Annotated in this window: 14 protein-coding genes; 11 read left to right on the top strand and 3 right to left on the bottom strand. The window is 50.7% G+C overall.

Going from position 1 to position 16,038, the window contains the following annotated elements; genetic code table 11:
* Nucleotides 1–15: 15 nt before the first annotated feature.
* Complete coding sequence (gene recN, locus E6Q52_RS08100; protein WP_292820917.1) at nucleotides 16–1,677, top strand: DNA repair protein RecN; 1,662 nt, start codon at nucleotides 16–18, stop codon at nucleotides 1,675–1,677.
* Between the two features lie 201 nt (nucleotides 1,678–1,878).
* A complete protein-coding gene (locus E6Q52_RS08095; RefSeq protein ID WP_292820915.1) occupies nucleotides 1,879–2,058 on the top strand; it encodes a hypothetical protein in 180 nt (59 codons plus the stop codon).
* A 59-nt stretch (nucleotides 2,059–2,117) separates the two neighbouring features.
* Here E6Q52_RS08095 and E6Q52_RS08090 read toward each other — a convergent pair whose 3' ends face one another.
* Entirely contained in the window at nucleotides 2,118–2,675 is a 558-nt protein-coding gene (locus tag E6Q52_RS08090) for a DNA-deoxyinosine glycosylase (RefSeq protein ID WP_292820913.1), read from the bottom strand.
* Between the two features lie 19 nt (nucleotides 2,676–2,694).
* On the bottom strand, nucleotides 2,695–3,114 hold the full coding sequence (gene fur / locus E6Q52_RS08085) for a ferric iron uptake transcriptional regulator (RefSeq protein ID WP_292820911.1): 420 nt from the start codon (nucleotides 3,112–3,114) through the stop codon (nucleotides 2,695–2,697).
* 129 nt (nucleotides 3,115–3,243) lie between these two features.
* Between fur and bamE the strand changes: the two genes are divergently transcribed.
* The 6 genes from bamE to E6Q52_RS08055 all read left to right on the top strand — a co-directional run bounded on the left by bamE (nucleotide 3,244) and on the right by E6Q52_RS08055 (nucleotide 11,993).
* Entirely contained in the window at nucleotides 3,244–5,508 is a 2,265-nt protein-coding gene (bamE, locus tag E6Q52_RS08080; protein WP_292820909.1) for an outer membrane protein assembly factor BamE, read from the top strand.
* A 31-nt stretch (nucleotides 5,509–5,539) separates the two neighbouring features.
* Nucleotides 5,540–6,346 (top strand): 4-hydroxy-tetrahydrodipicolinate reductase, encoded by an 807-nt coding sequence (gene dapB / locus E6Q52_RS08075; RefSeq protein WP_292820908.1) that lies wholly within the window; start codon nucleotides 5,540–5,542, stop codon nucleotides 6,344–6,346.
* Between the two features lie 233 nt (nucleotides 6,347–6,579).
* The gene (gene carA / locus E6Q52_RS08070) at nucleotides 6,580–7,719 is read left to right on the top strand and encodes a glutamine-hydrolyzing carbamoyl-phosphate synthase small subunit (RefSeq protein WP_292820906.1); all 1,140 of its coding nucleotides are present in this window, start codon (nucleotides 6,580–6,582) and stop codon (nucleotides 7,717–7,719) included.
* Nucleotides 7,719–10,934 (top strand): carbamoyl-phosphate synthase large subunit, encoded by a 3,216-nt coding sequence (gene carB, locus E6Q52_RS08065; RefSeq protein ID WP_292820904.1) that lies wholly within the window; start codon nucleotides 7,719–7,721, stop codon nucleotides 10,932–10,934. Before carA ends, carB begins: the two co-directional genes overlap by 1 nt.
* A 92-nt stretch (nucleotides 10,935–11,026) precedes the next feature.
* Complete coding sequence (gene greA / locus E6Q52_RS08060; protein WP_292820902.1) at nucleotides 11,027–11,509, top strand: transcription elongation factor GreA; 483 nt, start codon at nucleotides 11,027–11,029, stop codon at nucleotides 11,507–11,509.
* Between the two features lie 28 nt (nucleotides 11,510–11,537).
* The gene (locus E6Q52_RS08055) at nucleotides 11,538–11,993 is read left to right on the top strand and encodes a DUF4149 domain-containing protein (protein ID WP_292820900.1); all 456 of its coding nucleotides are present in this window, start codon (nucleotides 11,538–11,540) and stop codon (nucleotides 11,991–11,993) included.
* Nucleotides 11,994–12,047: 54 nt separating this feature from the next.
* Here E6Q52_RS08055 and yhbY read toward each other — a convergent pair whose 3' ends face one another.
* Nucleotides 12,048–12,356 (bottom strand): ribosome assembly RNA-binding protein YhbY, encoded by a 309-nt coding sequence (gene yhbY, locus E6Q52_RS08050; protein WP_292820898.1) that lies wholly within the window; start codon nucleotides 12,354–12,356, stop codon nucleotides 12,048–12,050.
* A gap of 55 nt (nucleotides 12,357–12,411) precedes the next feature.
* Between yhbY and rlmE the strand changes: the two genes are divergently transcribed.
* The 3 genes from rlmE to folP all read left to right on the top strand — a co-directional run bounded on the left by rlmE (nucleotide 12,412) and on the right by folP (nucleotide 16,008).
* The gene (gene rlmE, locus E6Q52_RS08045; RefSeq protein ID WP_292820896.1) at nucleotides 12,412–13,032 is read left to right on the top strand and encodes a 23S rRNA (uridine(2552)-2'-O)-methyltransferase RlmE; all 621 of its coding nucleotides are present in this window, start codon (nucleotides 12,412–12,414) and stop codon (nucleotides 13,030–13,032) included.
* 147 nt (nucleotides 13,033–13,179) lie between these two features.
* Nucleotides 13,180–15,090, top strand: coding sequence for an ATP-dependent zinc metalloprotease FtsH (gene ftsH, locus E6Q52_RS08040; protein ID WP_292820894.1), 1,911 nt, complete (start codon nucleotides 13,180–13,182; stop codon nucleotides 15,088–15,090).
* Between the two features lie 93 nt (nucleotides 15,091–15,183).
* Nucleotides 15,184–16,008, top strand: a complete 825-nt coding sequence (gene folP, locus E6Q52_RS08035; protein ID WP_292820892.1) for a dihydropteroate synthase — start codon at nucleotides 15,184–15,186, stop codon at nucleotides 16,006–16,008.
* Nucleotides 16,009–16,038: the final 30 nt, after the last annotated feature.

The raw sequence follows: 16,038 nt of genomic DNA, 5'->3' as shown, positions 1-16,038 counted from the left end.
CCGCGCTAATCACCCATGCTACAAGCCCTTTCTATCCGAGACTTTGTGATTGTTGATACGCTGGAACTTGAGTTCTCAGCAGGCTATACCGCACTCACTGGCGAAACCGGCGCCGGAAAATCCATTTTGATCGATGCCTTGTCGTTAAGCCTGGGCGCGCGTAATGAAGGCGATGTGACGCGCAAAGGCTGCGAAAAGGCCGAGATTTCTACCACCTTTGATATTAGACATAATATTGCGGCGCGCGAGTGGTTGCAGGCGCAAGAGATGGATGTGGATGACGCCTTGATTTTGCGTCGGGTGATTTATGCCGATGGCCGCAGTCGCGCATTTATCAATGGTGCTTCGGCCACCGTTGGTCAATTGCGCGAGATCGGCGAAGCGCTGATTGATATTTACAGCCAAAACGCACATCACTCTTTGCTCAAAGTCGCCACCCAGCGCGAGATTCTGGATGCTTATGCACAAGCCACGCCATTGGCAAAGCAAGTGGGCAGATTTTACAAAGACTGGTCGCAACTGCATCAGCAGCAATTGGCCTATGAGCAGAATGCCAGCCAGTTTGCGGATGAGTTAGCCCTGTTGCGTGATAGCACGCGTGAGTTAAAACAATTGGGCTTTGTGGCTGAAGAGTGGGCCACCTTGCAACAGGAACACGTGCGCTTGAGTAATGGTGCCAGTTTACTTAGTGGCATGGAAACCAGTTTGCAGATGATGAGCGAAGGCGATGAAGTGAATGCGCTGGATTTGTTATCGCAAGCACAAGCCAAGTTGGCCGAGTTGCAGACTATTGATATTGGCTTGCAACCGATGCTGGAAACGCTGGACTCTGCCGTGGTGCAACTGGAGGAAGCCAGTCGTGCACTGAATCGCTACCTGCAAAAAAGTGAACTGGACCCGGCGCGTCTGGCAGAGGTTGAGGCGCGGATACAGGCGATTCATGGCGTTGCGCGCAAGTTTAGAGTCAAGCCGGATGAGCTGCCAGATTTGTTGGCGACACAATTGAGTCGCATGGCTGAGTTGGAGGCGTTTGCCGATGATGGGGCTTTGGCTAAGCAGGCGCAAGCCGCCTGGCAGCAGTATCAGGCACAGGCCACACAGTTATCTGCGGCGAGGCAGCAAGCAGCAAAAAAATTGGCAACAACCATTACCGAACAAATGCAGGCCTTGTCATTAAAGAGCGGCCAGTTTGCTGTCGCTTTAACGCCAGGTGAGGCGGCAGTTTACGGCCTCGAGCAAGTCGAGTTTCTGGTCGCGGGCCATGCTGGCGTCGAGCCGCGGCCACTCAATAAAGTTGCTTCAGGTGGTGAGTTGTCTAGGATCAGTCTGGCTTTGCAAGTCACCACCGCGTCATTAGGTACCGTGCCATGCATGATTTTTGACGAGGTGGATGTTGGCATCGGCGGCGGTGTGGCCGAGGTGGTTGGCAAGTTGCTGAGTCAGTTGGGCCAGCACAGGCAAGTGTTGGTGATTACGCATTTGGCGCAAGTGGCGGCGCAGGCGCAACAACATTGGCAGGTCAGCAAGTCTGAGCAACACGGCACTACTTTAAGCCGTATTCGCGCGCTGAGTAGCGCTGAGCGTATAGAAGAAGTGGCCCGTATGCTCGGTGGTTTGCAAATCACCGAAGCAACCCGCAACCACGCCCGGGAAATGTTACAGGCGAGTCGCTCCTGATTTGTCAGCCCATGGCCGCCGTCCGTGCGGTCAAATCTTTTACTCTATTTTCTCCATTCTGTGATGTGGATTTTTTGCGTTGATTGTGACGAAAAAACATGCTTTAATCGGCTTGCCTGTTGTTAGTTTATGTTAATTTTAATTGTCATCGGGTATGGTCACATTCGTCATGTTGTTAGATTAAACGCTTAGGAGAGTCGCATGAAAAGTAGAGTCGGGTTTATAGCTTGGGCCTGGGTCATTATCATCGGTGCTTTGATGATCACACCAAATGGGGTGCACTGTATCGCTTGTGGCGAGATAGGTAATTTGTTCATGGGGGTGACTTCGATTGTGCTGGGGGCTGTGTCTATCTTTACACATAAGTTTGCTCTCAAATAGATTGAGTCAAGTAATTGTGTAATAAAAAGGCCTGAAATATCAGGCCTTTTTTGTTGCGATCAATGATTGTTTTTGTGCTGTTTGAGCACTGCCCACTGCAGCAGTTTTTGTTCAAACGAAAGTCTTGCATTGGCCGGGCTGGTGGACGGTAGCGTCACCGTCGGTATTGTAGGCGTGAGGTGAATATGTTTTTTGAATAGCTGCGCGGCCGCTTGTCCATTAAAGGCAATCAACGTGATGTGTGGGCAACTGGTCAATAAATGATTAATATCGTTAGCAATAATACTGTGTCCTTGAATGCTGCTATCCAGGCTGCCGATGCGTTGCGCTGTATGACAGACATCCCAGATAGCCAGGCCATGCGCCTGCGCTGATTGGCAGTGCCGTTCATAACTAGCTTGGGCCGGGATGTTGAATAGCTGTTCCAACAGTCGCCAAAAGGCATTTTGCGGATGTGCATAGTACTGCTGCTGTTTGATGGATGCGACCCCAGGCAATGTGCCCAAAATCAGGATACGCGCGTCGGAGCTGGCGACTGGCGCAAATCCGGTCGTGTTATGTTGAGATATGGGTGGCAGTTCGGACAAACCAGTGTGGACAGACCAATGCGCGCGCATTAGTCTGTCATGTTTGATGTTATTCAGTGCAAGGTTGTTTTTTGCACAAACCGTAAATAGTCAGCGAATGATCTTGCATGCTAAAGCCGTATTTTTCTGCGGCGGCTTTCTGTCTATTTTCAATTTCTTCATCATAAAACTCTTCAACGCGACCGCATTTAACGCACACAATATGGTCATGGTGGCTGCCTTCGTTCATCTCGAACACGGCTTTGCCGCTTTCAAAATGGTGACGCACCAGTAATCCAGCTTGTTCAAATTGGGTTAAAACACGATACACCGTTGCCAGGCCCACATCTTCACCATTGGTGATCATGACTTTATAAATATCTTCGGCAGACAAGTGGCGCTGCTCACTGTTTTCAAACAGCTCCAGAATTTTCAGACGCGGTAACGTCGCTTTGAGGCCTGCATTTTTAAGTTCTTTGGGATCATGCATAGGTTTTGTCCATTGGGTTGTCTGTCGTTAAGTTTTGTCACTGCTTAGGTCGCCAGCCGTTCTTAATTGGCGAAACTACGTGGTATATTAATGATTATTCTCAATAATACCGATTATAAAGTGAATCCAATGCGTAATTCTATCTTATTTGTGTTGGCTGTCGCATCTCTGGAGAGTGGATGTGGTGCCAAACTTCCTTCGCTCAAGCCGTTCAAGATGGAAGTGCAGCAAGGGAATGTAGTCACTTCTAAAATGTTGTTGCAGCTGCGTCCTGGCATGACTCGTTCGCAAGTGCGCTACATTATGGGCACTCCGCTGATTGTAGATAGCTTCCGCGACAATCGCTGGGATTATTTTTACGAGTTGCGCAAACAAGGCGCCGTGATTGAAAAACGCCGAGTGATTCTTGATTTTGACAAGGATAGCCTGGTGTCCGTGCGTGGTGATGTGATTCCGTCTGCGGAAAATCCTGACATTAAAACCATTGCAGAAGCGCCACAGAAAAAAATAGACGCTGACAATGAGCAGCCGTGGACCGATAAGCTGAAATTCTGGAGAGGCGATGGCGGTGTTGCTAGCGACAAAGCAAGCGATGTCGCGCCTGCTGCGGCTGCAGTGGCGGCGACAGAAGCTAAAGTAACGCCATCTAATACCGCTCAATCTAATACAACTGAGCCAGCAAACGCGCAAGCGGCTGCGGCAAAGAGCACACCAGTCGCGGCTGAAGAAGTCGTGCCCTATATCCCTGAAGGCGAGTATGTTGCAGCACCTACGCCACAAGAGATGGCCAAGGGTAACACCGATGCGGCCGCTCATCAGGTCACTGAAGCCAAGGCGCATGCCGTCAATGACAAAGAAATGGCTGCGCAAATTGCCGATACGGTAGAGCCGCCACCGGTGTTTCAACCAGCGCCCGCAGCTTCACCAGCTGAGGTTGCTGCGCCAGAGCCTGTGTTGCCGCCAGTCGCCAAAGCGGCGCCTGCTGCGAGTAAGATCACGGCCCCTGTGGTTGCGGCAGCCGCCGTGACAGCGGCGGCGGTGAAGCCAGCCCAAACCAAAAAATCGGCGGCGCCAACCGCCAAACCAGCATCGCCACCCCCGCCAAAGCCCAAAGCCGCAACCTTGGCTGCGGTTGAGGATGATGAGGTCATTCCCTATATCCCTGAAGGGGAGTATGTGGCGCCAGTGGTGCCAAGCGAACAGGAGATGGTCAAAGGTAATATGGCTGAAGCCAACGCGCCGGTGACAGATGCTGAAGCGCATCAAGTGACTGAGAAGGGCGTTGCCCCTAAAGCAGAGCATGCGGCTGAGTCATCACCGACCTTTGTGGCCGAGCAACTGCCAGAGCCTGAACCTGAGCCGGAACTGCCGCCGCCGCCAGTGAAATCTATTGTGAAGGAAGTAGCGCCGGTTGTTCCGCCTGCGGCTACGCTGGCGCCTAAAGCCCCGCAAGCAGCGGCTCAAGCCGTTGAGCCAGCCGCCGTGGTTGCACAAGAAGTGCCGGCTGGTGATGGCGAAATTAATCAGGCAGTAGCTGCCTGGGCGCAAGCCTGGCGTAGCAAGGATATTAAAAACTATCTGGCCGCCTACGCGCCTGATTTTGTGCCAGAAGGCTTGCCATCCAAAAAAGCCTGGGAAGCACAGCGTAAGCAGCGCTTATCCGCGGGTCAGGGGGCGATTACGCTGGAGTTGAATAATATTCAAGTACAGCGTGAAGGCACGGCTGCGATAGCCACTGTGCATTTTGAACAGAAGTACGCAGCTAAATCTTACAAGGATGCGCTGACGAAAACCTTGGAAATGCGCTATGACTCCTCACAGAAACGCTGGTTAATCACGCGCGAGCGTGTCACGCCATTGGCTGCTGCTGCCGCGTCTGTGGCGGATCTGCCGAAAGTGAGCGTCTCTGAGCCTGTGGTGACAACGGAATCGTCCGTAGCGTCAACCGCCGTCGCTGCTGACAGCGGCGTTGAATCAGCGGTGCAGGCGTGGGCACAAGCTTGGCGTAGCAAGAATGTGAATGCCTATTTTGCAGCCTATTCTCCTGCTTTTGTACCCGAGGGCTTGCCTAACCGTGCCGCCTGGGAAGCACAGCGTAAAAAACGCCTGTCGCCACAGCAGGGTAAAATCAGCCTGGATATCAGCAACCTCAATGTTTCTCGTACAGGAGACGCGGCGGTGGTGACATTCACGCAAAAATACGCTGCAAAATCCTACCGTGATGAGATGTCTAAGCGTTTGGAGTTGCAGTTGGATGTTTCGACTCAGCGTTGGTTGATTGTGCGTGAAACGGCTGCTTCTGGTGCTGAAGCAGCTTCTGGCAGCCAGCAAGTGACTGCGCCTGAAGGCAGTGCTGAGCACTTGGATGGTGTACTGGAACAAATCGGGTTTTAATCCTAAATATTAAAGAATGATTGAGTGAGTGATGTTGAAAGTTGTGATTGCAGGTGTGTCTGGCCGGATGGGGCATGCTTTATTAGAGGGTGTTTTTTCTGACAGTGGTTTGCAACTGCATGCTGCATTAGATCGCGCAGAGAGCGCGATGATAGGGCGCGATGCAGGCGAGCAGTTTGGCATGCAGACCGGTGTCAAAATTACCTCGGATATTACTGCGGCCCTGAAGGGCGCAGATGTGCTGGTAGATTTCACCCGTCCTGAAGCTAGCATGCAGTACCTGCAAGCTTGTCAGCAGGCCAATGTGAAATTGGTGATTGGTACCACTGGGTTTAGTGAAGCTGAAAAAGTCAGCATTGAAGCAGCCGCCCAAAAAGTGGGTGTGGTGTTCGCGCCTAACATGAGTGTGGGAGTGACCTTGCTGATTAACCTGGTTGAACAAGCCGCGCGCGTGCTCAATGAAGGTTACGATATTGAAGTGGTGGAGATGCACCATCGCCATAAAGTAGATGCGCCTTCTGGCACGGCACTGCGTTTGGGTGAAGCTGCTGCTAAAGGCATTGATAAAGCACTTAAAGATTGTGCGGTATATGCACGTGAAGGCGTCACTGGTGAGCGCGAAGCAGGCACGATTGGTTTTGCGACCTTGCGTGGTGGCGATGTGGTTGGTGATCACACTGTGGTGCTGGCGGGGGTAGGTGAGCGCGTCGAGTTGACACACAAGGCCTCAAGTCGTGCCACGTTTGCACAGGGTGCATTGCGTGCGGCCAAGTTTCTGGCCGATAAGCCACAAGGCTTGTTTGATATGCGTGATGTGCTGGGGTTTGATAAAAGCTGATTTTTAATGGCTGCCGAGCGTCTGCTTGGTTTGAGTTACAAAAGCAACATTTGCCCCTGACTTACCCTTGAGTGGGCAGTCGATTTGCGCTATAATGCTTTAATTCTGAACGGGAAGAGTCCAACAAGCTTTTCCCGTTTTGCACATCTATTCACCGCAGCTTGAATCCCCTTTCTGGCGATGCGATGAACCCTCTAAACGATGTGTTTCGTATCAAACTTAAGGAGCTAAAGGTGTCAAAAACAATTCCAGCGATTTTAGTGTTAGCAGATGGAACTGTTTTTAAGGGCATTAGCATTGGCGCTTCCGGTCATACGGTCGGTGAAGTGGTGTTCAATACATCTATCACCGGATATCAGGAAATTCTCACTGATCCATCCTACACCGAACAAATTGTGACACTGACTTATCCGCACATTGGTAACTATGGCACTAATAGTGAAGATGTCGAGTCAGGCAAAGTCTATGCTGCGGGTCTGATTATTCGTGACTTGCCCTTATTGGAAAGCAATTTCCGCAGTGAACAAAATCTCTCCGATTATCTCAACGCCAACAATGTGGTGGCCATTGCTGATATCGATACCCGCAAACTGACCCGCATTCTGCGCGAAAAAGGTGCGCAGGCTGGCTGTATCATGGCTGGCGAATCTGTCGATGAAGCGCAAGCTCTGGCCCTGGCGAATGGTTTCCCAGGCCTGGCTGGCATGGACCTGGCCAAAGTGGTCAGCTGTACTCAGCCTTACGAGTTTACAGAAGCCGAGTGGCAATTGGGCTCTGGCTTCAGTAAAGCGGCTGATGCGCAGTTCCATGTGGTCGCTTTTGACTACGGCGTCAAACGTAATATTTTGCGTATGCTGGTTTCCCGCGGCTGTAAAGTCACCGTGTTGCCTGCGCAAGCCACTGCTGAACAGGCGCTGACCTACAAGCCTGACGGTATTTTCCTGTCTAACGGCCCTGGCGACCCAGAGCCATGCGATTATGCAATCAGTGCGATCAAGACCTTGGTAGACACTGGCATCCCTACTTTTGGTATCTGCCTGGGTCACCAGTTGCTAGCCCTCGCGAGCGGTGCCAAAACATTAAAAATGAAATTTGGTCATCACGGCGCTAACCATCCGGTACAAGACGTTGAAAGCAAGCGCGTGTATATCACCAGCCAGAACCATGGCTTCGCTGCAGATCCAGCGACCTTGCCAGCCAATATCAAGGTGACGCATGTGTCCTTGTTTGATGGTAGCTTGCAAGGGATCGCACGCACAGACAAGCCAGCTTTCAGCTTCCAGGGTCACCCGGAAGCGAGCCCAGGACCGCAAGAAATGAGCGTGTTATTCGACCGCTTTATCCAGTTAATGCAAGAAAGAAAGTCCATCTAATGGCAAAAAGAACTGACATTAAAAGTATTCTGATTATCGGTGCCGGTCCTATTGTTATTGGGCAAGCCTGTGAGTTCGATTATTCTGGTGCGCAAGCCTGTAAGGCGCTGCGTGAAGAGGGCTATCGCGTCATTTTGGTGAACTCTAACCCGGCCACTATCATGACCGACCCGGAAATGGCGGATGCGACCTACATCGAGCCCATTACCTGGCAAATTGTTGAGAAAATCATTGAAAAAGAGCGTCCAGACGCCTTGTTGCCGACCATGGGTGGCCAAACCGCACTGAACTGTGCGCTGGACCTGGACAAGCACGGTGTCTTGCAAAAATTGAATGTTGAACTGATTGGTGCTTCTAAAGAAGCGATTGATAAAGCCGAAGACCGCCAGAAATTTAAAGAAGCCATGACCAAAATTGGTCTGGGTTCTGCACGTTCTGCCATTGCGCATAGCCTGGAAGAAGCCTTGCAAGTGCAGGCAACGATTGGTTATCCGGCCATTATCCGCCCTTCATTCACCATGGGTGGTAGCGGTGGCGGTATTGCGTATAACCGCGAAGAGTTTATCGCGATTTGCGAGCGTGGCCTGGATGCCTCACCCACCAATGAGCTGCTGATTGAAGAGTCACTGCTGGGTTGGAAAGAATACGAGATGGAAGTGGTGCGCGACAAAGCGGACAACTGTATTATCATCTGTTCGATTGAAAACCTGGACCCGATGGGCGTGCATACTGGCGACAGTATCACCGTCGCGCCAGCGCAAACGCTGAGCGACAAAGAATACCAGATCATGCGTAACGCCTCGTTAGCAGTGCTGCGTGAAATCGGTGTGGATACCGGCGGCTCTAACGTGCAGTTCGCGATCAATCCTGACGATGGCCGCATGATCGTGATTGAGATGAACCCGCGTGTATCGCGTTCCTCGGCATTGGCTTCCAAAGCCACTGGTTTCCCGATTGCCAAAGTCGCTGCCAAATTGGCGGTGGGTTTCACATTGGACGAGTTGCGCAACGAAATTACCGGTGGTCAAACCCCGGCGTCATTTGAGCCATCGATTGACTATGTGGTGACCAAAGTGCCACGGTTCGCGTTCGAAAAATTCCCGCAGGCCGATAGCCGCCTAACCACGCAAATGAAGTCTGTGGGTGAAGTGATGGCCATGGGTCGTAGCTTCCAGGAGTCCTTCCAGAAAGCCTTGCGTGGCCTGGAAGTCGGCGTGGATGGTCTGGATTCTATTACTGATGACAAAGACCGTATCGTCAAGGAAATGGGTGAACCAGGTCCTGAGCGTATCTGGTATGTGGCAGACGCGTTCCGTTTGGGCATGAGCCTGGACGAGGTGTTCGACATTACCAAGATTGATCGCTGGTTCCTGGTGCAGATTGAAGAGATTATCAAGCTGGAACTGTCTTTGTCAGTCAAATCGCTGGCCGATTTAAACAAGGACACCTTGTTTAGACTGAAGCGTAAAGGCTTCTCTGACCGCCGTTTGGCTAAATTGCTGAACACCGACCAACATGCAGTGCGTGCGTTCCGCCAGGCGCTGAATGTGCGTCCGGTCTACAAACGTGTGGATACCTGTGCCGCTGAGTTCGCGACTAACACGGCGTATATGTATTCTACGTATGAAGAAGAGTGCGAATCACAGCCAACCAATAACAAAAAGATTATGGTGTTGGGCGGCGGTCCTAACCGGATTGGCCAGGGCATTGAGTTTGACTATTGCTGCGTACATGCGGCCTTCGCCATGCGCGAAGATGGTTACGAAACCATTATGGTGAACTGTAACCCGGAGACCGTTTCGACCGATTACGATACGTCTGACCGTTTGTACTTCGAGCCAGTGACGCTGGAGGATGTACTAGAAATCGTCAATATCGAAAAACCAGTCGGCGTGATTGTGCAATACGGTGGTCAAACGCCATTGAAATTGGCGCGCGATCTGGAAAAAGCTGGCGTGCCTATTATTGGCACCACGCCAGATGCGATTGACCGTGCCGAAGACCGTGAGCGGTTCCAGCAAATGTTGCATGCCCTTAATCTGAAGCAGCCACCAAACCGCACTGCGCGTGCGCCAGAAGAAGCGATTCGTCTGGCAACTGAGATTGGCTATCCGCTGGTAGTGCGTCCTTCTTACGTATTGGGCGGCCGTGCGATGGAAATCGTGCATGAGCAAAGTCAGCTCGAACGCTATATGCGCGAGGCAGTAAAAGTTTCTAACGAATCCCCAGTGTTGCTGGATCGCTTCTTGAATGACGCGATTGAAGTTGACGTCGATGCGTTAAGTGACGGCGAAGATGTATTGATCGGCGGTATCATGCAGCACGTGGAACAAGCCGGTGTGCATTCTGGTGACTCCGCCTGTTCATTGCCGCCTTACAGCCTGAGCGATAGCCTGCAAGACGAGTTGCGTAAGCAAACCGTGCAAATGGCCAAAGCCCTGGGTGTAAAAGGTCTGATGAACGTGCAGTTTGCGGTGCAGAATACCGAGCAGGGCGAAGTGGTGTATGTGCTGGAAGTGAACCCGCGCGCCTCACGCACGGTGCCGTTCGTCTCTAAAGCGTGTGGTTTACAACTGGCGAAGATTGCTGCGCGTTGTATGGCAGGCCAGTCACTGAAGTCACAAGGCGTGACTAAAGAAGTCGTGCCGCCTTACTACTCAGTCAAAGAAGCCGTGTTTCCGTTCATTAAATTCCCAGGGGTAGATACCATCCTCGGGCCAGAGATGAAGTCAACCGGTGAAGTCATGGGCGTAGGCAACACCTTTGCAGAGGCGTTTGTGAAATCGCAATTGGGTGCTTCTGTCAAAATGCCAACCGGCGGCAGAGCGTTTATCAGTGTGCGTAATGAAGATCATGCCAAGGTGATTGATATTGCCAACGACTTGGTCAAGCTGGGCTTTACGCTGGTGGCAACCAAGGGCACGGCACGGGCGCTGGCTGAACAAGGCCTGGACGTGTCACCGGTGAACAAAGTAGCCGAAGGCAGACCGCATATTGTTGACATGATCAAGAACAACGAGATCAGTTTGATTGTCAATGTGACTGAGGACAAAAAAGCCATCACCGATTCTTACGAGATTCGTCGCAGCGCCCTGCAGAACAAGGTGACTTATTACACGACCCTGGCTGGCGCAAGAGCGGCTTGTATCGGGATGGCACAAAGCAAGGACATGGATGTCTACTCCGTGCAAGACTTGCACAAACGCCTTGCATAACTTAAACTTGGCTTAATTGATATTTGAAATAAGCCACGCTCATTCGGGTGTGGTTTATTTTTTTTATACTCATTTTTTGAAGGTATTTCAACATGGCAGTACATCAAATTCCTGTGACCGTGATTGGTGCAGAATTGCTCAAAGAAGAATTACAACGTTTGCGCGCAGTGGATCGTCCTAATATTATTCAGGCGATTGCTGAAGCGCGTGCGCAAGGTGATTTGTCTGAAAATGCTGAGTATGAGTCTGCCAAAGAGCGTCAGAGCTTTATTGAGGGCCGTATCGCTGAGCTCGAAGCAAAGCTGTCCAACTTGCAAATCATTGATCCCACCACGTTGAATGCAGAAGGCCGCGTGGTATTTGGTGCAACGGTGCGCTTTGAAGACCTGGACTCAGGCGATGCAAAAACGTATCAGATCGTTGGCGAAGACGAAGCTGACATTAAGAATGGCAAAATTTCTGTGAGCTCACCCATTGCGCGAGGTTTGATTGGCAAGTCTGAAGGCGAGGTGGTTGAAGTGTTATCACCGGGTGGCGTGAAAGAGTACGAAATTATTGAAGTGCTCTATATTTAAGAGTACAGGGATTTAGGAGTACGTGGCCATGGCCAAACAAGCAGGACTGACCGGTTGGATTAGCCCGCTGTTACTCACAGCGTGGGTAGGCGCATTATGGATGACGGCCATCACAGCCAGTGTCTTGTTCCAAATCATCGCAGACCGCCAACTGGCAGGCCTGGTCGCTGGCAAACTGTTTACCATTGTCAGTTATATTGGTCTGGTCAGTGGATTGTGGTTGCTGATTCAGCGTCTGGCCAATGATGGCTTCTCAGCCTTCAAGCAAGGATTGTTCTGGGTAGTGTTATTGATGTGGGTGCTGGTACTGATTGGTGAGTTTGGCATCCAGCCCTTACTGGCACAATTAAAAGCCAGTGCATTACCCAATGATGTGATGCAAAGCGTGTTCGCCAGCCGCTTTAAAACCTGGCACGGTATTGCCAGTATTGCCTATCTGGTGGAGTGTTTACTGGGTGTTTGGCTGGTGGTTAAGTCCAGTTAGGCACAAATAAAAAACGCGCTATTCACAGCGCGTTTTTTATTGAATATCAATATTTTACAGTTTTGGAATCACGATCTTGGCCGAGGCTTTAACCGTTTCACTGGCGCGATAAAACACCAGTTGTTTGCCGATGTGGTGCACGATAATCGCGTTGGTTTTATCCGCGATGTCAGTCAGTAATGCTTTGCGTAACTCGCGATCATCACCAGCCACTTGTACTTTAATTAGTTCGTGGGCATTGAGGCTGACATCAATTTCTTTTAACACGGCGTCGGTAAGGCCATTGTTGCCTATCATGACCACCGGATTTAAAGTGTGCGCCAGGCCACGTAAATAAGCGATTTGTTTGCTGTTTAATTGCATGCAAAAATTTCCTTGAAAACAATCAGTATTTTAGCATGAAGCAGGAATTCCCCCTATGAAACCCTCCAAAACCAGCAAAGCGTGGATGCAGGAACACCTCAACGACGAGTTTGTGAAGCGCGCGCAAAAAGACGGCTATCGTGCCCGCGCTGCGTACAAATTGCTAGAAATTGATGATAAAGATAAGTTGATCAAACCTGGCATGACGGTGGTCGACTTAGGCTCCACGCCTGGTAGCTGGTCGCAAGTGGCGGTGCAGCGCATCAAAGGGCAGGGGCGAGTGATTGCGCTGGATATGCTGGAAATGCACCCGATTCCTGGCGTTGAGTTTATTTGTGGCGACTTTCGTGAAGACAGTGTACTCAAGCAGCTGGAAGCCTCACTCAATGGCAAGCTGGTGGATGTCGTGATTGCCGATATGGCACCGAATATGAGTGGTTTAAAGGATGTTGATCAGGCGGGTGCGACCTACCTCACCGAACTGGCACTGGATTTTTGTCAGCAATGGTTGAAACCGGGCGGCAATTTCTTGGTCAAAGTGTTTATTGGCAGCGGATTTGACGAAATTGTGAAGCAAATGCGTGGCCAATTTGAAAAAGTGGTGACACGTAAACCTAAAGCTTCGCGTGATCGCAGTAGTGAAGTCTATCTGCTCGGCCTGCAACGTAAACCTTGAATTGCAATGCTTTTTTGCGTTTAGTTTTCGTCGCACTAGCAAAAAATTGGGTATACAATGCCATTAAAGGCTTGAAAAGTTTGGTTTTGCCTCCATAGTTCCAGATAGGGACTTCCCTGCCTTTCGATTTTAAATTAAGGAACCACCTTGAATAATCTATTGAAAAATATCGCGATTTGGGTAGCGATCGCTTTGTTGCTGATGACGGTATTTAATCAATTTAACGGCACCGGCAGAAGCAGTGGTCAAGTGGTTTACTCACAATTTATGCAAGAGGTCAGAGATGGCCGCGTTGCGAAAGTGCAGATTGATGGCCGCTCATTACACGTGACGACCAATGAAGGTAAAAATTACGATACCTTCACCCCTTCAGATCCATGGATGGTGTCTGACCTGCTCAAAAACAATGTGATTGTTGAAGCCAAACCAGAAGAGCATGAGTCCATGCTCATGAGTATTTTTGTCTCCTGGTTCCCGATGATTTTGCTGATTGGCGTCTGGATTTTCTTCATGCGCCAGATGCAGGGCGGTGGCAAGGGCGGTGGCCCGTTTTCGTTCGGCAAGAGCAAGGCGCGTCAACTGGATGAATCCAACAACAGCACGACGTTTGCCGATGTGGCCGGTTGCGATGAAGCTAAAGAAGAAGTGGCAGAGCTGGTTGAGTTTCTCAAAGATCCAAGCAAATTCCAAAAATTGGGTGGCCGTATCCCACGTGGCGTATTAATGGTAGGCCCGCCAGGGACAGGTAAAACCTTGCTGGCACGTGCCATTGCGGGTGAGGCTAAAGTACCGTTTTTTAGTATTTCCGGCTCTGATTTCGTAGAGATGTTTGTTGGTGTGGGTGCTGCGCGTGTGCGTGACATGTTTGAAACAGCCAAGAAAAATTCTCCTTGTATCGTGTTTATTGACGAGATTGATGCCGTTGGCCGTCATCGTGGTGCCGGTACTGGCGGTGGTAACGACGAACGCGAACAAACGCTCAACCAGATGCTGGTGGAAATGGATGGTTTTGAAGCGAACTCTGGCGTGATTGTGATTGCTGCGACCAACCGTGCCGATGTACTCGACAAAGCCTTGTTGCGCCCAGGCCGTTTTGACCGCCAAGTGATGGTTGGCTTGCCAGACATCAAAGGTCGCGAGCAGATTTTAAACGTACATATGCGTAAAGTGCCGATTGATCCCGATGTCAGAGCCGATATTCTGGCGCGCGGGACACCGGGCTTTAGCGGTGCGGATCTGGCTAACCTGGTCAACGAAGCGGCATTGTTTGCGGCACGCCGCAACAAGCGCACGGTTGATATGCAGGATTTTGAAGACGCTAAAGACAAAATCTTCATGGGGCCTGAGCGTAAATCTATGGTCATGCGTGAAGAAGAGCGTTTGAATACGGCATATCACGAATCTGGACATGCAGTGGTGGCCAAGTTGTTGCCAAAAGCAGATCCGGTGCACAAAGTGACGATTATGCCGCGTGGCTGGGCCTTGGGTTTGACTTGGCAGTTGCCTGAGCACGACCGTATCAGCAACTACAAAGACAAGATGCTGGAAGATATTTCTATTCTGTTTGGTGGCCGGATTGCCGAAGAGATTTTCATGAATCAAATGTCTACCGGTGCCTCAAACGATTTTGAACGTGCCACTAAATTGGCCCGCGATATGGTGACCAAGTTCGGTATGTCTGATACTTTGGGTACTATGGTGTATGCCGGTAGCGAGCAAGATTCATGGATGGGCAGCATGTCTTCACGTACGGTGTCAGAAGCTACGCAGCAGAAGGTTGATGCCGAGATTCGTCGTATTCTGGATGAACAATACGGTATTGCCCGCAAATTGCTGGAAGATAACCGCGACAAGGTAGAAGCCATGACCAAAGCGCTGATGGAGTTTGAAACCATTGATGCAGACCAGGTAAATGACATTATGGCCGGTTTGCCAGTGCGTGCACCTAAGCCAAAAAATGGCCCGACAATCAGCTCTGGTGGCAGCGGCTCAGGCACCATGGTTAACCCAACGCCACAACCAACGGCAAAAGGCGATGACACTGAAAGTAATGCCTAGCATTGATTAACCGGGTATTTTGCAACCGGGCTTTCAGTTAAAATAACAAGGCTGGCATTTGCCAGCCTTTATTTTTTGGAAAATCAATCACACATGCAATTTTATTGTGGCCGTTTTTGCCTCGATTTAGATACCCCAAAAGTGATGGGGATTGTCAATGTCACCCCAGACTCATTCTCTGATGGCGGTCAATTTAATCAAGACGATCTTGCTGTCGCCCACGCTTTGGATCTGATAGAACAGGGCGCAGCCGTACTGGATATTGGTGGTGAATCCACACGACCAAATGCGACGCCAGTACCCGTGGCAGAAGAACTGCAACGCGTGATCCCTGTGATTGAGGCATTGGTTGCGCGTGATATTCCAGTGCCGATTTCGATCGATACTTACAAACCAGAAGTCATGCGCGCAGCGATTGCCGCCGGGGCTTCCATTGTGAACGATGTGCGCGGTTTGCAGGAGGCTGGTGCCCTGGAGGCAGTGGCCAATAGTGATGCTGGTGTCTGCATTATGCATATGCAGGGCACGCCACAAACCATGCAGCTGGAACCGCATTATGAGGATGTGGTGGCAGAAGTAAAACAGTTTTTGCACATGCAGCGCAATGCCTGCCTGGCTGCCGGCATTGCCCAGGATCGCATCATGCTAGACCCCGGTTTTGGTTTTGGTAAAACACGCGCGCACAATATTGCATTAGCCAAAGCCTTGCCGCAACTGCTGGATCTCGGATGTCCGTTGCTGGTTGGACTCTCACGTAAATCCGTCTTGGGGCAAATGACCGGGAATGATGTCGATGCCCGCCTGCATGCCAGCGTAGCCGCAGCGGTTATCAGCGCCATGCAAGGCGCACATTTGTTACGCGTACATGACGTCAAAGCCACTGTAGAAGCACTTAAAGTTGTGGCAGCATTAAAATAAACAGATAAAAAATAAGCAAGAGAAGGATAA

Origin of the sequence: Methylophilus sp. (assembly GCF_008015755.1) — a bacterium.
Classification (GTDB): Bacteria; Pseudomonadota; Gammaproteobacteria; order Burkholderiales; family Methylophilaceae; genus Methylophilus.
The sequence above is the reverse complement of the archived record's forward strand: the minus strand, read 5'-3'. Positions and strand labels throughout refer to the sequence as shown.